Raw genomic sequence first — 25,828 nt, 5'->3', positions numbered from 1 at the left:
GACGGAGACACCGATGGGCGAGACGTACGATCTTCTGGTGGTAGGCGGTGGCATCAACGGGGTCGGCATCGCCCGCGATGCGGCCGGTCGCGGCCTGTCGGTGTGCCTGTGCGAGCAGGACGATCTGGCCGCGCACACCAGCAGCGCCAGCACCAAACTCATCCACGGCGGCCTGCGCTATCTGGAGCAGTACGAATTCGCCCTGGTGGGCAAGGCGTTGGCCGAGCGTGAGGTGCTGCTGCGGCTGGCGCCGCACATCATCTGGCCGCTGCGTTTCCTGCTGCCGCATCAGCCGCATCTGCGCCCGGCCTGGATGATCCGCGCCGGGCTGTTCCTATACGACCATCTGGGTGGCAGCAAGCGCAGCCTGCCGCGTTCGCGCAGGCTGTCGCTGCGCACCCATCCGGTGGGCGCGCCGTTGCAGGAATCGCTGCGGACCGGCTTCGTCTACTCCGATGCCTGGGTGCAGGATGCGCGGCTGGTGGTGCTCAACGCGATGGATGCGGCCAGGCGCGGCGCGCAGATCCATACCCGCACCCGCTGCGTGGGGGCCTGGCGTGATGCCGGGTTCTGGTATGCGGAGCTGGAAGATCGGCATGGCCGCCGCCGCACGGTGCAGGCGCGCGCGCTAGCCAACGCGGCAGGGCCGTGGGCGGTATCGTTCCTGGACAAGGTCGCGGCAGTGCCGCATCAGCATGCGCTGCGCCTGGTCAAGGGCAGCCACATCGTGGTGCCCAAGTTGTTCGACCACGATCATGCCTACATCTTCCAGCAGCCGGATCGCCGCATCGTGTTCGCCATTCCCTACGAACACGACTTCACCTTGATCGGCACAACCGACGTGGACTTCGAGGCCGACCCCGCCGCGCCGAAGATCGACACGGCCGAGGTGCAGTACCTGTGCGATGCGGCCAACCTGTACTTCCAGCAACAGATCGGCCCGCAGGACGTGGTGTGGAACTACAGCGGCGTGCGCCCGCTGCTGGATGATGCCGAGGACAACGCCGCCGAGGTCACCCGCGATTACCAGCTGGAGCTGGTAAGCGACGGGGCACCGCTGCTCAACGTGTTCGGCGGCAAGCTCACCACCTACCGCAAGCTCGCCGAAGAGGCAGTGGACCGGTTGACCCAGGCGTTGGGTGCGCGCAAGCCGGCCTGGACGGCGCGCGGCGATGCGCTGCCCGGCGGCGAACAGCGCGACATCGCCAGCCTGCTCGAGCGCGTGCGCAACGCGCGCCCCTGGTTGCCCGCCGCCACCGCACAGCGCCTGGTGCGCAACTACGGCACCTGCAGCGAGCAATTGCTGGGCGATGCGACGGACATGGCCGGTCTGGGGACGCACTTCGGCGTGGACCTGTATCAGGCCGAGGTGGACTACCTGTGCCGGCACGAGTGGGCGCACAGCGCCGAGGATATCCTGTGGCGTCGCAGCAAACTCGGCCTGCGTATCGACACGGCCGGACGCCAGCGACTCGACGACTATCTGCAGACAGAGGCGGACCGGCACACAGACCGCGTTCCTGCCTGAATCCACCGCAGTGCCGGCGAGGACGGGTCGTCCGGCAACGTATCCTGGCGCACAGCCGGCAACATTCCGAGTCACCTGGAGGGCATCCCCGATGAGCAGCACCCACTCCACCGGCGCAGCAGCCTGCGCCCTGCCCGATCCCGCTCGGCCAGCTGCGGCCTGCGCGAGACTGCCCGCATGAGCCGCCAATTCGTGGGCGAGCTGATCTCCGAAGCGGTCGCGATGTTCATCATCATCGCGCTCGGCGATTCGGTGGCCGCGATGTACATCCTCTACGATCCCAGTCCCTACCAGAATGCGTATTGGGGCGTTTGCATCGCCTGGGGCCTGGCGGTCACCCTGGCCATCTACGTGACCGGCTCGGTCTCGGGCACGCATGCCAATCCGGCAGTGACATTGGCGCTGGCGCTGTTCCGGGATTTTCCCTGGAAGAAGGTGCTGCCGTACTGGCTCGCCCAGGTGATCGGTGCGTTTCTCGGCGCGGCCATCGTCTACCAGCTCTACGGGCCGGTGATCGATCACTACAACCAGGTACAGCAGCTGACCCGCGAGGCCGGCGGCGCGGCCGGCGTGTTCTTCACCGCTCCCGGCCTGGCGGTCACGCCGATGCACGCGCTGGTGGACCAGATCATCATCACCGCCTTCCTGATCTTCGGCATCTTCGCCATCACCGAACGCTTCAACGAAGCGGCGCCCAGCGCCAATTCCGGCGCGTTGATGATCGGCCTGCTGGTGGCCACGCTGGGTGCGTCGATGGGCTACCTGGAAGCCTGGGCGATGAATCCGGCGCGCGACTTCGGGCCGCGCCTGTTTGCCTACCTCGCAGGGTGGGGCGAAGCCGCGTTGCCAGCCAAGGACAATTACTGGTGGGTGCCGATCGCGGGGCCGCTGATCGGCGGTCCCGTCGGTGCGCTGGCCTATCAATGGCTGATCCTGCCGTTCCTGCCGGCACGCGTGCGGCACCTGCAGGGCGGAACCCAGCCGCTGGATCCACGCTGATCGCAGTGCCTTGCGGCACGCATGACGCCTGCACGAATCACCGCCGATGACGCGCCATTCGTGCAATGCCCCCGGTTGCACCGACCACTCCCGCCGCGCGCCCGCGCCGGCGTCGTTCGAGGAATCTACGATGGAAAAGCAGTACGTCCTTGCGATCGATCAAGGCACCACCAGCTCACGCGCGATGCTGTTCGACCGTCACGGCAAGGTGGCCGGCGTGGCGCAGCGCGAGTTCGCGCAGATCTTCCCGCAACCGGGCTGGGTGGAACACAACCCGCGCGAGATCATGACCAGCGTCTACACCACCATCACCGAGCTGCTCAATAACGCACAGATCGATGCGCGCGCGATCGCCGGCATCGGCATCACCAACCAGCGCGAGACCGCGGTGGTGTGGGACAAGGCCACCGGCCAGCCGATCTACAACGCCATCGTGTGGCAGTCGCGGCAGACCAAGGACATCTGCACCCAGCTCAAGGAGGCCGGGCACGAGCAGATGGTGCGCGACAAGACCGGTTTGCTGATCGATGCGTATTTCTCCGGCACCAAGGTCAAATGGATCCTGGACCATGTGGAGGGTGCGCGTGAGCGTGCGCGCAACGGCGAGTTTGCGTTCGGCACCATCGACAGTTGGCTGATCTGGAACCTCACCGGCGGCAAGGTGCATGTGACCGACTACACCAATGCATCGCGCACCATGATGTTCAACATCCACACCCTGGAGTGGGATGCGCAACTGCTGGAGATGCTGGATGTGCCGGCGCAGATGTTGCCGCAGGTGCGCTCTTCCAGCGAGGTCTATGGCACGACCCAGACCCAGTACTTCTATGGCGAGCAGGTGCCCATCGCCGGCATCGCCGGCGACCAGCAGGCAGCGCTGTTCGGCCAGGCCTGCTTCGAGCCGGGCATGGCCAAGAATACCTATGGCACCGGCTGTTTCATGCTGATGAACACCGGCGACAAGGCCGTGGCGTCCAAGGCCGGCCTGCTGACCACCATCGCCTGGGGCATCGATGGCAAGGTGGAATACGCACTGGAGGGCGCGATCTTCGTCGCCGGTTCGGTGGTGCAGTGGCTGCGCGACGGCCTGCGCATGCTCGGCAAGGCCAGCGACTCGCAGGCATACGCCGAACGTGCCGGCGACAACGATGGCGTGTATCTGGTGCCGGCCTTCGTCGGCCTGGGCGCGCCGTACTGGCGCAGCGATATTCGCGGTGCAGTGTTCGGGCTGACCCGCGGCACCAGCAAGGAGCACTTCGTGCGTGCGGCAGTGGAGTCGATGGCGTATCAGACCCGCGATGTGCTGACCGCGATGCAGAGCGATTCGGGCATCGAACTGAAGGAGCTGCGCGCCGACGGCGGCGCGATCGCCAACGACTTCATGGCACAGTTTCAGAGCGACATCCTCGACGTGCCGGTGCTGCGGCCGGAAGTGGCCGAAACCACGGCACTGGGCGCGGCCTACCTGGCCGGTCTGGCGACCGGCTTCTGGACCAGCCGCGAGGAGATCGCCGCGCAGTGGGCGGTGGATCGCCGCTTCGAGCCGGCCATGGCCGCGGACAAGCGCGAGCAGCTGTATGCCGGTTGGCAGCAGGCAGTGGAAGCGACGATGGGGTTCCGGATCGGCTGAGGCAGCGACGCTGGACATTCTTGTTCGCGCTCCCCGTCCGCGCCCGTCGGAAAGGCAGTGGCGATGACGGCGAGTGCGTGGCGCCGGCCCGCTTGCACGCGGGCCAGCGCCGCATCGTGACGCTACTGCCCGCCGCTGCTGGCACGGCCGGCGATGGTGTCCGGATCCCAATGCTCTTTGATCAGCCCCTTCTCGATGCGGAACATGTCGAACCAGGTGGTGGTGTAGGTCTGGCCCGGATGACGCGGATCCGGAAGCGTCCGCACCGACACCAGCGTGACCAGATCGCGGTCGGCGGTGATGGCGACCAGCGGAAGCTGCACGCGACGCTGCACCGGGCTCGGTGGCACGAATGCAGTGAGGAACGCGATGAAGGCATCGCGCCCATTGGCGACGTTCGGATTGTGCTGGATGTAGTTCTTGTCCATGTACTTGGGCGCTTCCTGCACCTGACCGGCTTCGAACACGATGCGCCAGAAGTCGTAGACCAGCCGCTTGTTGACGGTTTCCTGCCAGGTGGAGCCGTACAGCATCTTTTCGTGGTTGGGATTTGCGGTGACTGCGGTCTGCGCGAACGCTGCCAGCGGAACGCTCAGCATAAGCAGCAACAGGGCACGGGAAACGATCTTTTTCATGGGACGCTCCTGAGTGAGATACGCATTGCGCTCGGGGGAAGTCGCGCAAGCTGCGTTGGTGGGGAATGACGCCTCGTCGAGCAAAGCCACGGTGGTGCGTCAGCCTCACCCTAGCGAGCGCAGCCGGTGGCACGCTAGCCACTCCCAAGCGCACCTGGCCACTTTCGGAATTCAAGGTAATCAAACGATTACCCAAGTGCGCCAGACCTCAGGCCTGCGAGAGCTCGGTCAGCGGCAGTCCTGCATAGTTTTCTGCGATGGTCGCGCGTCCGGCCTCGCTGCCGAGCAGATAGTCCAGCTCGGCCTGACGGATGCGCGCGGTAAAGGCATCTTCGCCATCGAAGCGGTGCAGCAAGGTGGTCATCCACCACGAGAAGCGCTCGGCCTTCCATACCCGCTGCAAGGCCAGTGCCGAGTACCGCTGCAGCGCATCGGCATCGCCCGATGCCTTCCAGCGCGCGAACAGCTGCGCAAGCAGGCCGACATCGGCCAACGCCAGGTTCAGGCCCTTGGCGCCGGTCGGTGGCACGATATGCGCCGCATCGCCGGCCAGGAACAAGCGCCCATACTGCATCGGCTCGACGACGAAACTGCGCAGCGGGGCGATGCTCTTTTCGATCGACGGACCGGTGACCAGTTGTGCAGCCAGTGCCGTCGGCAGCCGCGCCCGCAGCTCGTCCCAGAACGCCCGGTCGCTCCACGCTTCAACGCGCGCGGTGGCCGGCACCTGCACGTAGTAGCGCGTGCGGGTGGACGAGCGCATCGAACACAGCGCGAATCCACGGTGATGACGGGCATAGATCAATTCGTCGTGCACCGGCGGCGTGTCGGCGAGCACTCCCAGCCAGCCGAACGGGTAGACGCGTTCGAACACACGCAAGCGGTCCGGGGGAATGCTGGCGCGGCTGATGCCGTGGAAACCGTCGCAGCCAACCACGTAGTCGCAGTCGATTCGCCTTCGGCTGCCCTCATGCTCGAACTCCACCACCGGCGAGGCGCTGTCCAGCGCATGCAGGCTCACCTGGCCTGCGCCGTAGTAGGTCGGCGCGGCACTGCGCGTGCGTGCGTGCATCAGATCGGCGGTGACCTCGGTCTGCCCATAGACGGTCACCCCGCGTCCGCAACCGCGCAGCAGGTCGATGCGTTCGCGCCCACCATCGATCGATAGCTCGAAACCGTGATGCAACAACCCTTCGCGCTGCACGCGTTCGCCGACGCCGGCGCGCTGCAACAGATCCACACTGCCCTGCTCCAGCACGCCGGCCCGGATGCGCCCCAGCACGTGTTCGGGCGTCTGGCGTTCGACGAGCACCGTGTCGATCCCGCAGCGCAGCAACAGCTCGCCCAGCAACAAGCCGGACGGACCGGCACCGATGATTGCAACCTGCGTCCGCATGCGCGACTCCTGCTTGGCTGACCAGGTCTGCAGTGTCGGTAGCCAAGCGCCCGGTTTGAAGGGATGATTGCAGGCAGATTTTGGACTTTTCGACGATGCCGACCCGCACGCCGCACGTGACCGCCACCGTTCCCGCCTACGGGCTGTACGGCGAGCACCGCTCCGAGACGCTGGAACTGTTGCATTGGGAGTCGATCGCCGCGCGCAGCCGGCTGCACGACTGGCGCATCGTCCCGCATCGCCACGCCGCGCTCGCACAGTTGCTGTACCTGCAACGCGGCCCGGCAACCTTGCAGCTGGACGCGCACAGCCAACGGCTACGTGGCGCCACACTGGTGTGGCTGCCTCCGCTATGCGTGCACGGTTTCGCATTCGGCCCGCAGGTACGCGGGCATGTCATCACCCTGTGCGTGCCGTTGGTGCGCCAGGCGCTTGCCGCCACGCCGTTGCTGGACCGTGCCATGACGGTGCCAGCGGTGCTGCCCGTGCAGCACTCACGAGTATTGCTCGATGCCGTGTTCGCCGGTATCGCCAGCGATCATGCACAGCGACGCATCGGCTATGAGGCTGCGCTGCAGGCCGCCGCAGCGCAGCTGTTGATCTGGACTGCCCGCAACGTGCTCGAACAGGCGCACGCAGCCCATGCGGCAGGCCAGCAGGGTGACCCGGCACTGCGCCATCTGCGCGGCTATCAGGCGCTGATCGACCAGCACTACCGTGCGCATTGGCCCATGTCCAGATACGCCGACCAGTTGGGCGTGACGCCGGGCCATCTCAATGCGCTGTGCAAACGACTGACCGGCGCCGGCGCATTGGAGCTGCTGCAACGCCGGGTGATGTTGGAAGCGCGCCGCAGCCTGCGCTACACCAGCATGAGCGTGCAGCAGATCGCCGCCACGCTTGGATTTTTCGACGCCGCGTATTTCAGCCGCTACTTCGCGCGGCACGCCGGCTGCTCGCCGACGCGCTTTCGCGCCGGCAACTGAGAGGCGCCATCCCTGGTCAGACGCAGGCGCCGGCATGACGCGCCCTTGGTCGCAGGACTGCCCCGACACGCCGGGACCGGGCGGGCCGATCCCGGCGCTGCGCTCAGAACGGGTATTGCGGCACTTCGCTCTTGATCGTCAGCCACTGCCAGTGCGTGTATTGCTCCCAGTCGGCAGGACCACAGACGCTGGTGCCGTTGCCGGACGCACCGGTCCCCCCGAACGGATTGACCACTTCATCGGCCACGGTCTGGTCGTTGATGTGCAGCAGCCCGGTATGCAGGCGTTCGCCAAGCGCCATGGCACGCGAGACCGAAGCCGACATGATGCCGGCGGCCAGCCCGTACTCACCACGGTTGGCCAGCTCGACCGCCTCGTCGTCGGTGTCGAAGACGCAGATATTGATCACCGGCCCGAAGATCTCTTCATCGAACACCCGCATGCCTGGGCGCACGTTCGACAGCACGGTAGGTGCGTAGAACAGCCCCTCGTTGGTGGCGCCGGCTTCGACCACTGCGCCGGCGGCGACACTGTCGCTCACGATGTCGATCACATGCTGCAGCTGGCGTTGGTCGATGATGGGACCCAGCGCCACGGTGCCACTGACCGGATCGCCGACCGGCAGGTGGCGCGCCTTGTCCGCCAGCCGCTGGGTCAGCGCATCGGCCACAGCGCGATGTACCAGGACCCGACCGGTCGCCATGCAGATCTGCCCCTGGTGCATGTACGAGCCGAACGCGATCGCCGACGCCGCCCGATCCAGATCGGCGTCTTCCAGCACGATCACCGCGTTGTTGCCACCCAGTTCCAGCGCCACCTTCTTCAGATGACGGCCGGCCAGCTCGCCGATGCGGCGGCCGGCACCGGTGGAGCCGGTGAAGGCGATCATCGGGACGTCGGGCGATTCCACCAGCGCCTGTCCGATCTGCGCATCGCCGTGCAGCACATGCAGCAGCCCCGCAGGCAGGCCGGCTTCTTCCAGCACCTGCGCGATGAGCACTCCGCCGGTATAAGGCGTGCGCGGGTCCGGTTTGAGCACCACCGCATTGCCCATGGCCAACGCGGGTGCGACCGAGCGCAGCGACAGGATCAGCGGGAAATTGAACGGCGAGATCACCGCGATCACACCCAGCGGCAGGTGCCGCGCAAGGCTGAGCTGGCCGGCGACGGTGGGCAGCATCTGGCCGGTGGCCTGCAATGGCATGCCGGCGGCCTGCTGGAGGAATACCACCGACTCGTCCACCTCACGCTCGGCCTTGGGCAGGATGCCGCCGGTCTCGCGTGCGATCAGCAGGGTCGCCTCCGTACGTCGCGCCTGCAACAGTTGCGCGGCCCGATGGAAGATCGCCGCACGCTCGCGCGGGGCGCTGGCGGCCCAGGCGCGCTGCGCCTGCTTGGCCTGCGCCACCGCGGCGGCGACATCGCTCAGATCGGCCTTGCCGACCTCATGCAACAACGCGCCGGTGGCGGGTTCGTGGATGGACAGCACGCCGGCGCTGCCGGGTACCCATTCGCCATTGAAGATGCGGCCATGCCACGCCGGAGTGTCGTTCGCCGATGCCGCTGCGCTGGGAAGAGCATTCATGGTCTAGCCTCCTGCTGAAACGGTGAGGGGAGTTACAGGGTGGTGGATGCCAGGCCGCCATCGACCGGCAGCGTGATGCCATTGATCCAGCGCGCCGCATCGGACGCCAGGAACACGATCGCTTCGGCCACTTCGTCGGCGTACGCCGGGCGCGTCATGCGCTTGGCATCTGCCTTGACGCGTTCCTCGCCGAGCATGGCGGCGAAATCGCCAAGGATCGGCGTGAACACCGGACCCGGCGAGACATTGTTGACGCGCACGCCGCGCTCGGCGAACCACGGCCGCGATTGCAACAAGGTCCAGACGATCAGCGCTTCCTTGAAGTACTGGTAGCAGGTGTCGTGTGCGACCGGATGCGCGGCCAGCCATGCGTTACCCGCCTCGAAACTGTCGGCTGCGGCCAGTTGCTTGTGCAGCTCCAGCCGCTGCGGCCATTCGGCACCGAGAATCGAGGCCACGTTGATGATGGAGCCGCCGGCTGCGATGCGCGGCAGCAGCGCATGGCTGAGGTGGCGCAGGCCCAGATAGTTGACGCGCGCCACCGCTTCCAGCGGCGCGGTTCCCGGCACGCCGGCCACGTTGGCCAAGGCATCGATACGTTCGGGCAAGGCCTGCACCAGGGCATCGATGGAGGCCGGATCGCCGAGGTCGGCCTGGTGGAAGCCGTGCAGCGTCATCTGCACCGGCGTGCGATCGACACCGATCACGGTGGCGCCGTGGAACCGCGCCAGTCGCGCGACTTCGGCACCGATCCCCGATGCCACACCGGTCACCACGATCGTCTTGTTCTGCAAACTCATTACCATTCTCCAAGGAAGCCGGCTGCGCCGACGCGGGACCACAGGGATGTAGTGCAGTTGATGACATCGCCGCCGCCGCTGCAGCGGCGGCGATCAGGCCGGCCGCCGACCACGGCGACCGCGCGCGAACGTGCAACCTCGCTCAGACACGCGCATGCCCGCGCTGCGTGCGGCGCGGACATGGGTACCCCGAGGCAATGGCGGGCGTAGCTGCGATGGGCGCGGCTTATGCCGGGTGCGAACGCTCCAGGCGGTCCAGGCGGTCGAGTGCGCGCAGCAATGGCGCCTCGCTGGAGCCGAGCATGGCGCTGAGCTGCCGCTCCATGCGCAGCACTTGCGCCTCGGCATCGGTCAGCAGAGCGACACCGGCCGCAGTCAGTGACAGGTGCTGCATGCGCCGATCCTGACGGCCGCGGACCTGCCGCAGCAGCCGGCGCTTGACCAGGCGCGCGACCACGATCGCCAGGTTCGGCGGCGAGACGTGCAGCACATCGCCGATCTGGCGTTGATTGATGCCGGGATTGCCATCGACCAGCATCAACAGCGAGAAATCCACCGGTTTCAGGTCGAAGGCCGCCACGCACTCCTGGAACATCCGCCGTACCAGCAGTTCGGTGCGGGTGATGCGGTAACCCAGCAGCCGCAGCAGGCGCGCCTGATCCACCTCGGTGATGGCATCGGGCAATGGTGCGGCGGAGACGGTAGCGGGCATGGCGGTTCTCGCGACAAGGGCAGCGGGCGGGCAGGTGCGCGCGACGCGTACCGTTCGCAACGCCGATCCCCGGCGTGCAGCCGATTGTAGACGCGCACCGGTCTTTCGAGGTGGATGAGCCTGCCGCTGCCAGGCGCTGGCTGCTTGCGTTCCCGGCTGCGCGCGCATCAGCGTCGCCAGCACGCGCGCCCGGTCGCTGCACCTGGGAGATGGCAGGCGGGAGGCGGCAGTGATCCAGAAACGGTTTGGACATCGGGTCCGGTCGGCAACTGATTACGTCGCGGAATAGTTATTGATCATAACTACATTGCCAAGCTGCACCGCAGCATGGTCGCGCTCGCCACTCGTTGAACCGGACGGGCCCCGTGTACGCCGAGCGGATGGGTGACGCGCCGGCGACCATCCCGGGCGCCCTGCGCCGACCAGGCGCGGCGCAGCGGCCACAGCGGCGCATCGCACGCAGCGCGGCCAGGCCGGTCCGGGGTCTCGATGCTCTGGGTCGCGGGAGTCGGGCGGCGCCGGCAAGAAGCGACGCCAATCGGATAGGCCCGCAGGCCGAAGGCTCAGGGCAACCAGAGTTTCTCGAGGTCACGGAAGCCCCAGTCGGCGGGGCTTTCCATCTGCGCGATACGGTCCTGGCAATCAGCGCGCGACAGGTCGATGTCCTGCAGCAGCACGTGACTGCGCAACTTGGCGGAATAGAACGCGCGCACTTTCGGTTTGAGCAACGCATCGGGCGTCTGCTCGATCACCACGGCCAACTTCTGCGATTCCAGACGCACCAGCGAGCCGACCGGATAGATGCCGAGCCGCCGCACGAAGGCCTGGAAGATGGCCGGATCGAAGTGCCCTTTCCAGGACGCCATCTGCTTGAGCGATTCGGCCGGATCCCAGCCGCGCTTGTAGGGACGATCGGAGCTGATGGCATCGTAGACATCGCATACCGCGCCCATTCGCGACATCAGCGAGATCTCTTCGCCGACCAGGCGATTCGGATACCCGCTGCCGTCCATCTTCTCGTGGTGATGCAGCGCGATCTCCAGTACCACCGCGTTCTGCACGCCGCCGGCCACCAGCAGGCGGTGGCCATCCAACGGGTGCTGCCGCATGACCTCCATTTCTTCGTTGGTGAGCCGGCCTGGCTTGTTGAGGATGTCCAGCGGCGTCACCGCCTTGCCCATGTCGTGCAACAGGCCGCCCATGGCCGCCTCCACCACCTGCGCATCCGGCAGGCCGAGCTGGCGGGCCAGGCCGCTCATCAGCCCGGCCACTGCCATCGAATGTAGATAGGTGTAGTCGTCGGCGGTCTTGAGCCGGGCCACGCTGATCAAGGCCTGCGGATGGCGCAACACCGAATCGTTGATGGCCTCCACCAATGGCATTGCCGCCTCGGTGTCCACGGTGCGCCCAAGCCGCACGTCGCGAAACATCGCCTCCACGGTGTCGCGTCCGTCCTCGAAAATGCGCCGCGCGCGCACCACTTCGGCCTCGATGCCGACCTGCGCCGTCACGCTGTTGGTGCGCGCGGTGCGGGTGGACGCGGACTCCGCCGGCAGCGGCTGCGGTGCGGCCACCGGCATATCGCTCGCCAGGCCGTCGGCCACGGCGGACCCGGTGTCCACATCCAGGCCACGCGCGGTGTCGATCACCAGTTGCTCGATCCGGCTGCCATGAATCTTTTCCACGTCCTCGGAATCGACCAGGAAGGACGTTTTCCAGAACGGATGGTGCACCCACGCACCCAGCAGCTTGTAGACATACATGCCGGGCCGGAGTTGGTCGGAGTCGATGGTTCTGAGCATGCCGGCGCGGGTCTGCACGATGTCCAAGGAAGAGCCCGCCACAGGCATGGCGGTCTTCCGGGTTATCGGCAAGCCCCGTGATTTCTTTGAGCAGCGGCCACGCCTGCGAACGCGTGGCGCTGCCTGCGGACCGAGCCGTTCAGCGCTCCGGCAACCGCATCGCCAGCACCGCCGCTGCCGCCAGCAGCAACGGCAACGCGCAGGCCAGGTACAGCGTGGCGGGCGACCACCCGATGTCCAGCAGGACTCCGGCACACAGCGGCGAGAGGATCGCGCCCAAGCGCCCCACCCCGATCGCCCAGCCCAGGCCGGTGGAGCGCACCGCCGCACCGAAGACGACCGGGGCGACCGCATACAAGCCGCCCATCGCCGCGGTCATGCCCGCGCCAGTGAGCAGTGCGGCGGCGAACGCCCAGCTCAACACCGTGCTGTACGCGCCGAAGACAAGCAGCGCCAGCACCGACAGCAGCAGCGCCCCGACCGTCAGCCGCGACAGGCGCGCGCGCAACGCCAGCCAGCTGAGCAAGCTGCCGCCGGCGATACCGCCCAGATTCAGCAGCACGCCACCGGTGACGCCCTGCGCCGCCGACAGCCCTGCGGTCACCAGCAGTTTCGGTGTCCAGCTCATCACGAAGTAGAACGTGAACATCAGCAGGAAGAAGGCCGCCGCGATCAACAGCGATCGCCGCCACAGCCCTGACGTGAACAGCGCCGTATAGCCGTGCGCCTGCCCGGAGGGCTGCGGGGGCGGCAGCGGCAATTCCCGCTGCGGCGGCATGCCCATGCGCCCCAGCACGGCATTGAAGCGTGCAAGAGCATCCGGCTGCCGGCGCACGATCAGGAACTCCAGCGATTCGGGCAACCAGGCCAGCACCAGCGGCACGCACAGCAGCGACCCGGCCGCGCCGAGCACGAACACCGATTGCCACGACCAATGCTGCAGCAGCAGCCCCGCGATCAGCCCGCCCAGCGTTGCGCCGACCGGGTAGCCGGTGGCCTGCAACACGGTGGCGGTGGTCCGCCAGCGCGCACTGGAATACTCGGCGGCGGTGACCGCGACGCTGGCCAGCATGCCGCCGATGCCGATTCCGGTGAAGGCGCGCAGGGCCGCCAGCTGCCAGGCGCCGGTCGCCAGCGCGGAAGCGCCCATGCCCACGGTCAGGATCGCCAGGCAGCCCAGCGTCAGCGCGCGACGCCCGATTCGATCGGCCACCGGCGCCAGCAGCAGCGAACCCGCCGCCATGCCGACCAGGCCGGCACTGAACAGTGCTCCCAGCAGCTTGCCCGACAGCTGCCACTCCGCCGAGACATGCGGTGCGGTGAAAGCCATCGCCATCACATCGAAGCCGTCGAGCATGGTCAGCACCACACACACCGCGACCGCACGCCACTGGAATGGCGTCATCTGTTCCAGTGCGAAATGCCCGGGTGCGGAAGTGCTATGCGACATCGAACGTTCCTGTGCGTATGACGTGTTGTGAAAGGTGCGCCTGCGGATGCGTCTGCGCCCTCTCGTCTCGGCACGGACGTGCTGCGACAAGCGCAGGTATGCGCACGAGCGACGGCAGGCACGCTAGGCCGAATGCGATGGCGCTTCAAGCTGGATCCGACCAGTGCCGTGCGTTTATCGGACGCACCATCGCCCGACTTCGCTCCGAGAGAACGTCTTTCGGAGAGCCCCCAGGCGTCCATCGCGCCTATCGATTCCAGGCGGAACACTTGCGCGGCAGCATCGTCAGCGCCGTGCTACCTGGCGCTGCTTCGCCCATCGACGTGCGGCCGCGCCGATGTTCAGGCTGCGCCGCAGACGGCCACTGCCGCAGCTTGGTTCGCCACGACCGTGGGTCCGCGCGCGGCCCCGTCGCACCGACTCGACCGCTCGCAGGATGCGGATCGATACGTCGCCGACGACGGCCGATCCAGGCACGACGCCAACGGAACCTGCTGTCGTCCCCTGGCCGCGCTGTCGCAGGCGTTCAGGGCGGCCCGGCGGTACCGTCGGTCGCTGCTGCATTCGCTGAGCGACGTCCGCCCGGCGGTGCGGCGATCGTCGTCCGGACGTGCCTGCCGACCGCGCAGGTATCATGCGCGCGTGCCTGCACCGACGCGGCACGCCGCCCCGTTGGAGATTGCCGTGACCGCGATTCGCTCGTTCCTGGACCACACCCCGCAGCTGGGCGCGCGCGTCTATATCGACCCGGCCTGCACCATCATCGGCAAGGTCACTCTGGGCGACGATGTCTCGGTGTGGCCGGGCACGGTGATCCGTGGCGACGTCAATCACGTGCAGATCGGTGACCGCACCAACGTGCAGGACGGCACCATCATCCATGTCAGCCACCACAGTCCGTTCAACAAGGCCGGCTACCCGACGGTGATCGGCGCCGACGTCACCGTTGGCCACGGGACCATCCTGCATGCCTGCACCATCGAGGATCTGTGCCTGATCGGCATGGGCGCCTGCGTGCTGGACGGCGCCACCGTCAGGCGTTATGGCTTCGTCGGCGCCGGAGCGGTGGTTGGCCCCGGCAAGGTGGTCGGCGAGGCGGAGTTGTGGCTGGGCAATCCGGCGCGCCTGGCACGCACACTCAGCGACAAGGAAATCGAAAGCCTGCATTACTCGGCGCAACACTACGTGCGGCTCAAGGATCAGTACCTGGGCATGCCTGTCGCCGGCTGATCGGCGCGGCGTCCCCCGGCATCGTTTGCGTCAGGGGCAGGTGGCCAGTTCCAGCGCGGTCAACATCGCCAGCGCCTGCGCGCGCGAGCTGCCGCACATGTCGGCACAGGGCCGCAGGCCGCCGCACACCGACGGACGTTCCGGCAGCCCGAACAACCGGCACCCCAGCCGATCGTCCAGCTGTACGCACGGCATCCCGGCCGGCTTGCCATTGAGCATGCCGGGAATCGGCGAACTGATCGACGGCGCGATGCAGCAGGCCGCACAGCCCGGCCGGCAGGAGAGTTCGGAAGACATCGGCCTAGTGTAACGGCGCCGCGCACCGCACCGCAGCCGATGTACGACCGGCGGTGGGCGCCATCTCGCCCCGCGAGTGGCCGAACCCGGCGACCTGCCGCCGGCGGGATCCCCTGCTGCGGCGCCATCGACCGTCCGCGGCTGCGTGCTACCGTGATCCATCGCCGGACCGCGCGGCGACGGTTGCAGCAGCAACAGTCACGACACGGTCTAATTGCCAGCCGCCGCTCGCTTTCGCCGTTGAATCCGCCATGCCCGAATACCGCTCCAAAACGTCCACCCACGGCCGCAACATGGCTGGCGCGCGCGCGCTCTGGCGTGCCACCGGCATGAAGGACGGCGATTTCCACAAGCCCATCGTCGCCATCGCCAATTCGTTCACCCAATTCGTGCCCGGGCATGTGCACCTGAAGGATCTCGGGCAACTGGTCGCGCGCGAGATCGAGCGGGTCGGCGGAGTGGCCAAGGAATTCGACACCATCGCCGTGGACGACGGCATCGCGATGGGCCACGACGGCATGCTGTATTCGCTGCCCAGCCGCGAGATCATCGCCGACTCGGTCGAGTACATGGTCAACGCGCACTGCGCCGATGCGCTGGTGTGCATTTCAAATTGCGACAAGATCACTCCTGGCATGTTGATGGCCGCGCTGCGGCTCAATATTCCTACCGTGTTCGTCTCCGGCGGCCCGATGGAAGCCGGCAAGACCAGGCTGGCCGAGCACAAGCTCGATCTGATCGATGCCATGGTGATCGCCGCCGACGACAGCGCCTCCGACGAAAAGGTGGCCGAATTCGAGCGCAGCGCCTGCCCCACCTGCGGCTCCTGCTCGGGCATGTTCACCGCCAACTCGATGAACTGCCTGACCGAAGCGCTGGGCCTGTCGCTGCCGGGCAACGGGACGGTGGTGGCCACGCACGCCGATCGCGAGCAGCTGTTCCTGCGCGCCGGCCGGGTGGCGGTGGAACTCTGCCACCGCTGGTATGGCGGCGAAGACCCTACGGCCCTGCCCCGTGGCATCGCCACCTTCGAGGCGTTCGAGAACGCGATGACGCTGGACATCGCGATGGGAGGCTCGACCAACACCATCCTGCATCTGCTCGCCGCCGCGCAGGAAGCCGAGGTGCCGTTCGGCATGCGCGATATCGACCGCCTGTCCAAGCGCGTGCCGCAGCTGTGCAAGGTGGCGCCCAATACGCAGAAGTACCATATCGAGGACGTGCATCGCGCCGGCGGCATCATGGCCATCCTCGGTGAACTGGCACGCGGCGGCCTGCTGCATACCAACGCCGCCACCGTGCACGCACGCACGCTGGCCGATGCCATCGCGCAATGGGATGTCACCCAGAGCGACGATGAAAAGGTACACACGTTCTACAAGGCCGGCCCGGCCGGCATTCCTACCCAGATCGCCTTCAGCCAGGCCACGCGCTGGGACAGCCTGGACTCCGACCGCAGCGCGGGCTGCATTCGCGATGTGGCGCACGCGTTCTCGCAGGAAGGCGGCCTGGCCGTGCTGTACGGAAACATCGCCCGCGACGGCTGCGTGGTGAAGACCGCCGGCGTGGATGAATCCATCCACGTCTTCGAAGGCACTGCACGCGTCTACGAAAGCCAGGACGCGGCGGTGAAGGGCATTCTTGCCGATGAGGTGAAGGCCGGCGACGTGGTGGTGATCCGCTACGAAGGCCCCAAGGGCGGCCCCGGCATGCAGGAAATGCTCTACCCCACCAGCTACCTGAAATCCAAGGGCCTGGGCAAGCAATGCGCCCTGCTCACCGACGGCCGCTTCTCCGGCGGCACCTCGGGACTGTCGATCGGCCATGCATCGCCGGAAGCGGCAGCGGGCGGCGCGATCGGACTGGTGCGCGACGGCGACAGGATCCTGATCGATATCCCCAACCGCTCGATCGATCTGCTGATCACCGATGAAGAACTGGCCGCACGCCGCACCGCACAGGATACGACGGGCTGGAAGCCAGTCGAGCTGCGCCCACGCAAGGTCACCACCGCGCTGAAGGCGTACGCGTTGCTGGCGACGAGCGCAGACAAGGGCGCGGTGCGGGACAAGGCGTTGCTGGACGGCTGAGGGATTGTGTCGATTGCACTGGCCTCGGCTGATATCGCTGTCTGCATGCAACGCATCGGCAATGGAGCAGCGCCTGCGACCCAAGACCGCACGCACCACTGCCGGCATGGCCGCCTCACCCGTCGCTGTCGGTGAGGCCGAGCCCATCCAGCGGACTGCGCACCGCAGACGCACCGCGGCCCAGTACATGCGTATAGATCTGAGTGGTGGCCACATCCTTGTGGCCCAACAGTTCCTGCACGGTGCGGATATCGTGGCCGGCCTCCAGCAGATGTGTGGCGAACGAATGCCGCAAGGTGTGGCAGGTGGCCGGCTTGGTGATGCCTGCACGGCGCCGCGCCACCTGCACCGCACGCTGCAGGACTTCCTCGGACACGTGATGGCGGCCGACCCGGCCACTGCGCGCATCCCGCGACTGGCGCGCAGACGGAAACAGGTATTGCCACCCCGGCTCGGCATCCGCGTTGGGATACTTGCGTGCCAGGGCATGCGGCAGGAACACCCGCCCGGTCCCGGCCGCCAGATCGGCAGCGTGCATCACCAGCGCCCGTTCGCGTTGACGGAGGAGCGTATCTCGAAGGCTGAGCGGTAGCGGCACCCGGCGATCCTTGCCGCCTTTGCCATCGTGCACCACGATTTCGCCGCGCACCGCGTCCACGTCTTTGATGCGCAGCCGCAGGCACTCCAGCAACCGCATCCCGCTGCCATACAGCAGGCTGGCCATCAGCCAACACCTACCCTCCATCACCGCCAGCAGGCGTGCAACTTCCTCGCGCGCGAGCACCACCGGGATGCGCCTGGGCCGCTTGGCACGTACCAGGTGTTCCATCCAGGGCAGCTCGATGCGCAGGACCTCGCGGTATAGGAACAGCAACGCGGCCAAGGCCTGGTTCTGCGTCCCCGCGGACACCTGCCCGACGGTCGCCAAGCGGGTAAGAAACGCCTCGACCTCCGCCTGCCCCATCTGCGTCGGATGGCGCCTGCCGCTGGCCAGGATGAAGCGCCGTATCCAGCTCAGGTAGGCCTGCTCGGTGCGTAGGCTGTAGTGCCGTACCCGCAGGCGGTCGCGCACCTGATCGAGCAACCGGACCGGTGGACGCGCTGTTACGCCCTCGTGCTTGGGGGTGTATTTCATACGCCTGCGTCCTTGCTGGATAATGCTAAAAGCATCCACATGGTCGCGGCCGCTTACTATCGTGCGATCCCGTGATTGCGGCTAGGGGTTTCCCCATTCACAAGACGCTTGTGATCGAAGATACTGGCCGCAACACCGCATTTCGGCGGTCCAATAGTAGTTAGGCGGTAGTGCTGTAAGTGCGGCGCGGCTTTCGTCTTTGGCAACAGGGCTGGCGCCTCAGCGGTCGGCTCCGGTACGCGGCCCCCTCGTCTCCCGCCATCGGATCGCGTGCTCCTTCGTCGTCCCGCTTCGTTGTCCCGCAGCGCTCATTGCCTTGGGCGTTGGTCACATCAAGCTTCCAGCACCTCGGGCAAGCCCCAAGACCGCAATCTGTGGCATGCTCGCCTCTCGGCGGCAGTGCTGGGGAGCACGGTCCTTGCTTCACCACCTCCTGGCACCACCGTCTAACTATTCATTCAAGCCGACGCCGCTTCGCGGCGCGGCTTAATTCAGGCGTTATGCGTCTTCATTCACCGGCTCCGTTGCAAATGGCTGATCCCATCGAGTTCGAAACTGAGCGCCTTTTCTTGCGGCAGTGGATACCCGCTGACCGTGAACCATTTGCTGCGCTCAATGCAGACTCAAGGGTGATGGAGTTCTTCCCCGCCCGCCTCACACGCGCCGAAAGTGACTCGATCGCTGATCGTTGCGAGTCTTTGATTCGAGAGCGTGGCTGGGGGTTTTGGGCCGCTGAGTTGAAGGCTTCTCACGAGTTCATCGGGTTCGTCGGCTTGCACACCCCGTCAGCCGAACTTCCATTCTCGCCGTGCGTGGAAATCGGTTGGCGCCTTTCCTTTTCGCATTGGGGCAAAGGGTTGGCTTCTGAGGCTGCGCGGGGAGCACTTCGCATCGGTTTTACTTCCCTCGGCCTAAACGAAATCGTGTCCTTCACGGCAGTTAGAAACTCCAGGTCTCGCGCAGTTATGGAAAGACTCAATATGTGCGAGTCAGGCACCTTTGAGCACCCTCAAGTACCTGAAGGTAGTTCGCTACGCTTGCATTGCTTGTACCGTCTGTCGCGTGCCGCCTATGGTGCATAACAATTCATTCCAGCCGACCGCCAAAAAGCTGCGCTTTTTGTCGTCGGCTGAATTCCAACGTTAGGCCGTAGTGGAGCAAATGCGTTGGTGGTTGCCGCTTCGGTGAGTTCGCAGGCGTGCATGCGGTTGGCTCCGTACAGCAGTCATCACCGTTGCTGGTTGAGGTAAGTTCGGTGCTTCGCCCTTGCCCGTTGTTACTTCGCTGCGCTGATCGCATCTGATTTCGGCGGCACCACGCGCCGCTGCATTGCTGGGCAAGCTCCCTCCCGCAAGCTGTGGCACACTCGATCCAGACGGCAGTGCTGGGGAGCAAAGTTGCAACATCCAACTTCTGCGGCCACTCACTGCCTAACAACTCATTCAAGCCGACGCCGCTTCGCGGCGCAGCTTAATTCAAGCGTTAGACGATCAGATGACCACCAAGCCGCTTGACAGATTAATGTTTGCCCAGGGAGGCATTTGCTTCTTTTGCAACATGCCCCTTCCAAAAGCAGACGCTAGTGTCGAGCATCTTGTTCCTTCCTCCCGCGCCGGGAGCAACAGCGATGACAACTGCGTTGCCTGCTGCAAAGCAGTCAACGCGCTCTTTGGCAGCATGTCGCTTAAAGAGAAAATTCGCGTTGTTCTGAATCAGAACGGTAAGTTCGTCTGTCCAAATGGAAATGGCAAAGCACAGCCTTCGCCTGTTGCTCCGGCTAAAGCTGCTCCCGTTCCACCAAAGATCGACAACTATGCAGTTGTTCTCGCAGATCTTAAAAAGCGCGGCGCGTCTCGACCGAGGAAAGTTGAGACACTCAAAAGCACCATCCGTGCAACTGTCAAGAACGCAAAGAGTTCCATCACGGAGCCGCAGCTGGAAACACTTATCAAGCACTTGCAGGTCAACGGTAAAGTCATCATTGCTGACACAAAAGTCAGCTACTCGCTATGATCGTCTAACAATTCATTCAAGCCGACGCCGCTTCGCGGCGCGGCTTAATTCAGGCGTTAGGCCTCAATGCGCGTAATAGTCGGGCTGAAACAAGGCGACGAGTTCTTTCGTCTTCTATGGATATCCGAAAGTCGGAGCGGCATCTACATTGGCCACTTTACTGGCGTGGTGGACGTGCATTCCTCCTACCATCAAGATGGAACCCGCCATTCCAGAATTGCCAAGTCACATCATCAGCGATGGAAGGACGTACCACTCAAATCCCACAGCGGCGTCAAGCAACTCCTGCACACCAGCATCTCTACCAAAGCCCCGCATGACCGCTGGCCGTCAGTCGCATCAGATCGTGACGAACTATTAGTCTTGAACGGCGGACAGTTCGCTGACTACGATACGCTGGCCGTAGATGCTTGGCTGTCTGACGCTGGCAGCAAGAGCACACTAGAGCGCCGCGCGGCGTACACCCATAACCACTTGGGCTTTCATCACATCTCACTTTCAACCTGGCACCTCTCGCACTTTCCAAATTTGGTCTTCGCACTGTCATTCTGGGCGGCAAATACGCATGCACCGGTTGAGGTCTAACAATTCATTCAAGTCGAAACCGCTTCGCGGTTCGGCTTAATTCAGGTGTTAGGGCCCACGTGACAGATCACACTTGCCCAGACTGCGGAGCTGCTGCGCTCACATCGATCTCTGGCGGTTCGATAGTGCTCTCCTGCAACCAATGTACTTGGGCAGTAGCCACGACCAACTATCAGCGCCCCGAGTGGGATAGAAACACCTACCGGGTGTTCCTAACTACCACTAGCGGTAGCCTTCCCAGGGCGGCAGGCCGTGTTGCGGCGGAGCTTGGCATTTCTGGCAAGGAAGCACTCCAAGCTTTAAGAGATGGCCAACCTCTTGCCCCTGCATTCACTGCAAAGGATGTGGTTCGGCTTGATAGCCTGCTGACCCCGCGAGGCTTCACGGTGTCAACAGAGCCATCGTTTCCCTGGGCCCTCGCCGATGGGTCCTAACAACTCATTCAAGCCGAAGTTGCTTCGCAACTCGGCTTAATTCAAGCGTTAGGCGGTAGTGCTGTAAGTGCGGCGCGGCTTTCGTCTTTGGCAACAGGGCTGGCGCCTCAGCGGTCGGCTCCGGTACGCGGCCCCCTCGTCTCCCGCCATCGGATCGCGTGCTCCTTCGTCGTCCCGCTTCGTTGTCCCGCAGCGCTCATTGCCTTGGGCGTTGGTCACATCAAGCTTCCAGCACCTCGGGCAAGCCCCAAGACCGCAATCTGTGGCATGCTCGGCTCTCGGCGGCAGTGCTGGGGAGCACGGTCCTTGCTTCACCACCTCCTGGCACCGCCGTCTAACTATTCATTCAAGCCGACGCCGCTTCGCGGCGCGGCTTAATTCAGGCGTTAGGCGGCATGAAAGAACTCAGCAAGCAGACACTCTTGAAGCTTTCGGTGGTGTCGATTGATAACGCCACGGCGCTAGTTGAAGAGGCAAAAACGTTGCTAAGTGCCGAGCATTTCGCACGCGCCTACTTCCTTGCTGTTGCGGCCATCGAGGAAGTCGGCAAGTCCGCATTAGCGTTCGGAGCTGCAGGTCGAAACCTGGCGGATCGGCAAGTGCTCAAGAAGACTTGGAACAACCTTCTAGATCACAAGTCAAAGATCATCGCCGCCTTTGGGCCATCGCTGACCCTGACGCAGCGAGAAAATATGAAGGAGGCGCTTGATACGTCCCTTGAACTTATGGGCAGCCTGCGCCGCGGCCGAGAGCCCTCGATGTATACGGACGTTCTCGCGGATGGCTCGATCCAAAATCCAAAAGACTTGGTGCGCCCTGTCGCCGCACGTGACGCGGTACACCTCGCCCAACATTGTCTGGCGCGAGCTAAACAGTGTCAGGCTAACAATGAGCCAGCGTCCATTACGGCGGCCAGCGACTTCTTCTATACCCTATCCAGCAGCAAGATTCAGGAAATCATGGGTCAAGAAGATTTTTCGCCGTTCTATCTTGAGCGCATCAACAACGGCAACATCAGCCTAGAGGAAGCAATCTATGCCTTCGTCTCCCGGCCTGTCGCCTAACAATTCGTCCAAGCCGACGCCGCTTCGCGGCGCGGCTTAACTCAGGTGTTAGGCCACACAGCCAGATGATCGCAGTTCGGAACAACTTGCTCCTACTTGCTGGTGCCTGCTCCATGCTGGCTGCCTCCGTCCATTTGGCGTGCATCTTCGGTGGCCCGGCTTGGTACCGCGCACTTGGTGCAGGTGAGGACATGGCCGCAATGGCCGCACAAGGGCTGTGGTATCCCTCTACCGTCACCGCCGCCATCGCTGCAGTGCTCGTCGGCTGGGGCCTCTATGCCTGGTCCGGTGCCGGGGTGATCCGCCGCCTTCCCCTGGCGCGTGTCGTCTTGTCTGGCGTCACTGCCGTCTACCTGCTCCGCGGCGTTGCATTCGTCCCGCTGCAGGCATACTTTCCAGGCAATTCGGTCGGCTTCTGGTACACCAGCTCGGCCATCTGCTTTGGAATCGGCACGCTGCACCTGCTTGGCCTGCATCAAGCATGGCCGCGTCTCACACGGGGTGCGGCCTGACAATTCGTCCATGCCGACGCCGCTTCTCGGCGCGGCTCAACTCAAGCATTGAACCGCATGGCAATCGATATCGACAACCTCACCGAAGCCGAGCTCATCGACCTCAATCATCGCATTGTCGAGAGACTTCGCTTTATGCAGCACGCGCGCGCGCATGCAACGATGCTCCGCTTCAGCATCGGTGATCGCGTCACATTCGAGCCAGACATAGGCGGCCCGGTTTGTGGCGTTATCGTTCGCTACAACAAGAAGTCGGTCTCTGTGCTGACGGATGATGGTCAGCGTTGGACTGTAGCGCCTGGGCTTCTCCGTGTGACCCCACCAAAGGATGCCAGGCACTCGGCTTCCGGTAATGTTGTCGCCTTGCCTCGCAAGCCGCACAGTGAGGGCTAGCCATTCAGTCAAGCCGACGCCGCTTCGCGGATCGGCTCAGGCGTTAGGCACCGTCTGAAGACTCTGGTCACTTCATCTGTGGCGAATCGAGACCCGACATCTATTCAGATGCTCAGCACTTGGGGTGCAAAGAACAGGCGTCACTGCTTTCTTGCCGCCGGCATGTGAAAGGCTGAGGCAGAAGACGGCGGCGACCAGATCCATCGCGCTTTTGCCTGTGCGATCATGCATGGCATCAACAGGCACGTGCAGATCGTCGCATTGCCCGATTCGGCCAAGGATCCGCCTCCAGCACGGAGTTTTCATGGCAAACGATGCAAAGGTCACAGGTCCCGCCTCCTATTTTCCATCGATCGAGAAGACCTATGGCAAGCCGGTGGCACATTGGTTCGATATCCTCGACCAGCTTCCGGATCGCATGCATATGGAACAGGTCGCCATCCTCAAGAGCGAACACAAGCTCGGGCATGGGCATGCCAATGCGCTGGTGGCCTATCATCGTGCCAAGGCGGGAAACTGACATGCGTTCCTGCTCTGCCCACCCGCAAGGCTTGCGGGCATGGGCGCGGTTCCGTCTCGTGCCTGACGGGGACCGGACATGAAAGTTGCGCGATTGTTCCTGCTTGCATCCGTGTCCGTGGTGGCGTTCGACGCGGTTGCCGCCATCGCCTCGCGTGCGCTTGGCTTTTCCTATTCCTACGCGGCGATCGGCTCGGTCGTCCTGTATGCGGCATTCGGGGGCGCAGCAGCGTGGATGTTCGCATTCAGGACTGCGCCGCTGCTCGGCGCGGCGATGGGTCTGGTCGACGGGACGGCTGGATGGGCGGTTGCATGGGCCCTCGGGCCAGGCCGGCTCTCTGACGGCGAACTCACTGCCTTGCTCTGGATGGCCACCGCCGTCTTCGCTGTACTGGTCGGTGCGATCTGCGCAGTCGTTGGCGGCGGTGTCGGCCGCTTGATGGGACGCACCCCCCAGGCCTGATGACGGACGCCGCGCCAGGCCTCGGCGCGGCCCAAACCGGAGTACGCGTGCCGTGACCACCGCGTGGGTATGCCAAACCTGCCAACGACAGTTCACACGCAAGAACCAGCGCCACGCCTGTGTCACGGACGAGCCGGACAATGCCTTGCGCAACAGGCCGACCACGCTCGTCGACCTTTACAAGGCATTGGAATCCATTGCCAACTCGCTCGGCCCGATCGAGTTCGTCTCCCGGCAGCGGTACATCCTGTTGCGCAGCCGGCGCGTGTTTGCCGATGTCGTGGTCATGTCCGACGCCTTGCGGCTGGCGATCCATCTCGATCGCATCGTCACGCATCCGCTCATCATCAAGACCGTAGCCGAAGGCAGGCAGGTCACCGTGGTCACAAAGTTGCGCACCAGGGACGACCTGAAAGCGGTGCAGCCGCTATTGCGCGAGGCATACGAACGTTCCATCGCATGAGTGCCACACGAACACGCTGGTTCAAGATCTGCGCTTCGATGCGTGATGGAGGACAGGCCTGCACCTGCGGGCCGACGCGGCTCCACCACCGAATAAGTGTGGCGCGATATTTTCTTGAGAGATCGTTAGACGATGGATGATTTCAATGCGGACGCGGTTGCCCGTGCGGTCATGCTGCAAGGTCCTGCTGCGCAGGAAGCGCGACGCCTCAAGCGTGCCAGACAGGCCAGGTGGCTGATCGAGCAGCGCAAGGTCGCCGCTCTATCGCTGCTTGGATTCGCAGTAGGGGCGTTGGGCGCGCATGGCGTCGGCGAACGCTGGGTTCAGGGCGCGCTGGCCCGTTCCTTGTTCGCTTCGGGGCTGGGTTGGTGCTGGATTCACTGGCGTCATCCGAATCTGCGATAACGCGACCGCTGGGTGGTGAGCCGTCGTCGCACATCGGGTTGCGAGTCTGTGCCAACCCAACACCTCCGCCGGAGCGTGGCACCGCGCTGTAAAGCTGACGCGGGTCCGGCTTGGTGGGCGTGAGGTTTGAACCGGGCAAGCGCTTGGCACGCCCGGTTGAAGCGCGGTGCCTGGCCGCGGCGCTAGGCGCGCCGGCCAAGCTCAGCCGTCAGGCCAGGGCGTCTTCGGCATCCAACGCGGTCACCGGTTGCTGTGCGCGGTCGAACCGTTCGCGTGCGGAGCGGATGTCGGCATGGTGCTCGCCGGCCCAGTTGAGCAGTTGAGAGACCGGGCCGAGCAAGGCGACGCCGAGCTTGGACAATGCGTACTCCACGCTCGGCGGCTTGGTCGCGTAGACCTTGCGGGTGATCATGCCGTTGCGCTCCAGATTGCGCAGCGTCTGGGTCAGCATGCGCTTGGAGATGTCGGGCACGGCGCGTTGGATGGCGCTGAAACGGAACGGTCCGGGAATCAGCGTCAGCAGGATCAACAGGGTCCACTTGTCGCCGATCTGATCGAGTACGTCGCGCACGGGACACTTGGTCGCGTCGAAGGGGCCTTCCAGGGAGGGCGGCGGCGGGAACAGGGCAATCGCATTCACAGGGATCTCCACGGTAACCAGGGGGAGGAAAACTGCCTCCTTGCGGAGGACCGGCGGCGCTG

25 protein-coding genes are annotated in these 25,828 nt (G+C 64.9%); 15 read left to right on the top strand and 10 right to left on the bottom strand.

The annotated features are described in order from the left end of the window. Positions 1–13: 13 nt before the first annotated feature. From glpD to glpK, 3 genes are all read left to right on the top strand, one after another. Complete coding sequence (glpD, locus tag LL962_RS01265; RefSeq protein WP_228315596.1) at positions 14–1,528, top strand: glycerol-3-phosphate dehydrogenase; 1,515 nt, start codon at positions 14–16, stop codon at positions 1,526–1,528. Positions 1,529–1,705: 177 nt separating this feature from the next. After that, positions 1,706–2,527 (top strand): MIP/aquaporin family protein, encoded by an 822-nt coding sequence (locus tag LL962_RS01260; protein WP_228315595.1) that lies wholly within the window; start codon positions 1,706–1,708, stop codon positions 2,525–2,527. Between the two features lie 130 nt (positions 2,528–2,657). Beyond that, the gene (gene glpK, locus LL962_RS01255) at positions 2,658–4,157 is read left to right on the top strand and encodes a glycerol kinase GlpK (RefSeq protein WP_228315594.1); all 1,500 of its coding nucleotides are present in this window, start codon (positions 2,658–2,660) and stop codon (positions 4,155–4,157) included. Positions 4,158–4,279: 122 nt separating this feature from the next. Here glpK and LL962_RS01250 read toward each other — a convergent pair whose 3' ends face one another. Together LL962_RS01250 and pobA are read right to left on the bottom strand one after the other, a co-directional pair. Next, entirely contained in the window at positions 4,280–4,792 is a 513-nt protein-coding gene (locus LL962_RS01250) for a nuclear transport factor 2 family protein (RefSeq protein ID WP_228315593.1), read from the bottom strand. Between the two features lie 208 nt (positions 4,793–5,000). Next, complete coding sequence (gene pobA, locus LL962_RS01245) at positions 5,001–6,188, bottom strand: 4-hydroxybenzoate 3-monooxygenase (protein ID WP_228315592.1); 1,188 nt, start codon at positions 6,186–6,188, stop codon at positions 5,001–5,003. Between the two features lie 95 nt (positions 6,189–6,283). Here pobA and LL962_RS01240 point away from each other — a divergent pair, with 95 nt between their 5' ends. Beyond that, entirely contained in the window at positions 6,284–7,174 is an 891-nt protein-coding gene (locus LL962_RS01240; RefSeq protein ID WP_228315591.1) for a helix-turn-helix domain-containing protein, read from the top strand. A 103-nt stretch (positions 7,175–7,277) separates the two neighbouring features. On the opposite strand, the gene LL962_RS01235 is transcribed toward LL962_RS01240, so the two are convergent. From LL962_RS01235 to LL962_RS01215, 5 genes are all read right to left on the bottom strand, one after another. Next, positions 7,278–8,759 carry a benzaldehyde dehydrogenase gene (locus LL962_RS01235; RefSeq protein ID WP_228315590.1) on the bottom strand — a complete coding sequence of 494 codons (1,482 nt, stop codon included), beginning with the start codon at positions 8,757–8,759 and terminating at the stop codon, positions 7,278–7,280. A gap of 32 nt (positions 8,760–8,791) precedes the next feature. Then, positions 8,792–9,559 (bottom strand): coniferyl-alcohol dehydrogenase, encoded by a 768-nt coding sequence (locus tag LL962_RS01230; protein WP_228315589.1) that lies wholly within the window; start codon positions 9,557–9,559, stop codon positions 8,792–8,794. 226 nt (positions 9,560–9,785) lie between these two features. After that, entirely contained in the window at positions 9,786–10,271 is a 486-nt protein-coding gene (locus LL962_RS01225; RefSeq protein WP_104586281.1) for a MarR family winged helix-turn-helix transcriptional regulator, read from the bottom strand. 563 nt (positions 10,272–10,834) lie between these two features. Next, positions 10,835–12,073: an HD-GYP domain-containing protein gene (locus LL962_RS01220; protein ID WP_228315663.1), complete on the bottom strand. Its 1,239-nt coding sequence runs from the start codon at positions 12,071–12,073 to the stop codon at positions 10,835–10,837. A gap of 139 nt (positions 12,074–12,212) precedes the next feature. Continuing rightward, the gene (locus tag LL962_RS01215; RefSeq protein WP_228315588.1) at positions 12,213–13,523 is read right to left on the bottom strand and encodes an MFS transporter; all 1,311 of its coding nucleotides are present in this window, start codon (positions 13,521–13,523) and stop codon (positions 12,213–12,215) included. Positions 13,524–14,207: 684 nt separating this feature from the next. Here LL962_RS01215 and LL962_RS01210 point away from each other — a divergent pair. Then, positions 14,208–14,753, top strand: coding sequence for a gamma carbonic anhydrase family protein (locus tag LL962_RS01210; RefSeq protein ID WP_104586487.1), 546 nt, complete (start codon positions 14,208–14,210; stop codon positions 14,751–14,753). A 30-nt stretch (positions 14,754–14,783) separates the two neighbouring features. Here the strand turns inward: LL962_RS01210 and LL962_RS01205 are convergent, their stop codons facing one another. Further along, positions 14,784–15,050, bottom strand: a complete 267-nt coding sequence (locus LL962_RS01205; RefSeq protein ID WP_228315587.1) for a YkgJ family cysteine cluster protein — start codon at positions 15,048–15,050, stop codon at positions 14,784–14,786. 251 nt (positions 15,051–15,301) lie between these two features. Here LL962_RS01205 and ilvD point away from each other — a divergent pair, with 251 nt between their 5' ends. Further along, positions 15,302–17,140: a dihydroxy-acid dehydratase gene (ilvD, locus tag LL962_RS01200; protein WP_228315586.1), complete on the top strand. Its 1,839-nt coding sequence runs from the start codon at positions 15,302–15,304 to the stop codon at positions 17,138–17,140. Between the two features lie 115 nt (positions 17,141–17,255). Here the strand turns inward: ilvD and LL962_RS01195 are convergent, their stop codons facing one another. After that, positions 17,256–18,275 (bottom strand): integron integrase, encoded by a 1,020-nt coding sequence (locus LL962_RS01195; RefSeq protein WP_228315585.1) that lies wholly within the window; start codon positions 18,273–18,275, stop codon positions 17,256–17,258. A 500-nt stretch (positions 18,276–18,775) separates the two neighbouring features. Between LL962_RS01195 and LL962_RS21025 the strand changes: the two genes are divergently transcribed. The 9 genes from LL962_RS21025 to LL962_RS01155 all read left to right on the top strand — a co-directional run bounded on the left by LL962_RS21025 (position 18,776) and on the right by LL962_RS01155 (position 24,721). Then, positions 18,776–19,357 carry a GNAT family N-acetyltransferase gene (locus LL962_RS21025; RefSeq protein ID WP_441004846.1) on the top strand — a complete coding sequence of 194 codons (582 nt, stop codon included), beginning with the start codon at positions 18,776–18,778 and terminating at the stop codon, positions 19,355–19,357. 412 nt (positions 19,358–19,769) lie between these two features. Further along, a complete protein-coding gene (locus LL962_RS01190; RefSeq protein ID WP_104586287.1) occupies positions 19,770–20,288 on the top strand; it encodes an HNH endonuclease in 519 nt (172 codons plus the stop codon). 66 nt (positions 20,289–20,354) lie between these two features. Further along, a complete protein-coding gene (locus tag LL962_RS01185) occupies positions 20,355–20,873 on the top strand; it encodes a hypothetical protein (RefSeq protein WP_228315584.1) in 519 nt (172 codons plus the stop codon). Positions 20,874–21,702: 829 nt separating this feature from the next. After that, the gene (locus LL962_RS01180; protein WP_228315583.1) at positions 21,703–22,371 is read left to right on the top strand and encodes an AbiV family abortive infection protein; all 669 of its coding nucleotides are present in this window, start codon (positions 21,703–21,705) and stop codon (positions 22,369–22,371) included. A gap of 113 nt (positions 22,372–22,484) precedes the next feature. After that, a complete protein-coding gene (locus LL962_RS01175; RefSeq protein WP_228315582.1) occupies positions 22,485–22,883 on the top strand; it encodes a hypothetical protein in 399 nt (132 codons plus the stop codon). 57 nt (positions 22,884–22,940) lie between these two features. Beyond that, positions 22,941–23,276: a hypothetical protein gene (locus LL962_RS01170; protein ID WP_228315581.1), complete on the top strand. Its 336-nt coding sequence runs from the start codon at positions 22,941–22,943 to the stop codon at positions 23,274–23,276. A 304-nt stretch (positions 23,277–23,580) separates the two neighbouring features. Further along, positions 23,581–23,796, top strand: coding sequence for a DUF4287 domain-containing protein (locus LL962_RS01165; protein WP_228315580.1), 216 nt, complete (start codon positions 23,581–23,583; stop codon positions 23,794–23,796). 93 nt (positions 23,797–23,889) lie between these two features. Further along, positions 23,890–24,258, top strand: a complete 369-nt coding sequence (locus LL962_RS01160; protein WP_228315579.1) for a hypothetical protein — start codon at positions 23,890–23,892, stop codon at positions 24,256–24,258. 52 nt (positions 24,259–24,310) lie between these two features. Beyond that, positions 24,311–24,721, top strand: a complete 411-nt coding sequence (locus tag LL962_RS01155) for a DUF5655 domain-containing protein (protein WP_228315578.1) — start codon at positions 24,311–24,313, stop codon at positions 24,719–24,721. Between the two features lie 613 nt (positions 24,722–25,334). On the opposite strand, the gene LL962_RS01150 is transcribed toward LL962_RS01155, so the two are convergent. Further along, the gene (locus LL962_RS01150) at positions 25,335–25,766 is read right to left on the bottom strand and encodes a winged helix-turn-helix transcriptional regulator (protein WP_228315577.1); all 432 of its coding nucleotides are present in this window, start codon (positions 25,764–25,766) and stop codon (positions 25,335–25,337) included. Between the last annotated feature and the right edge of the window lie 62 nt (positions 25,767–25,828).

The sequence above is a fragment of the Xanthomonas sp. NCPPB 1067 genome, from assembly GCF_020783795.1.
Lineage (GTDB): Bacteria > Pseudomonadota > Gammaproteobacteria > Xanthomonadales > Xanthomonadaceae > Xanthomonas > Xanthomonas melonis.
This window is presented reverse-complemented; position numbering and strand designations above follow the sequence as displayed.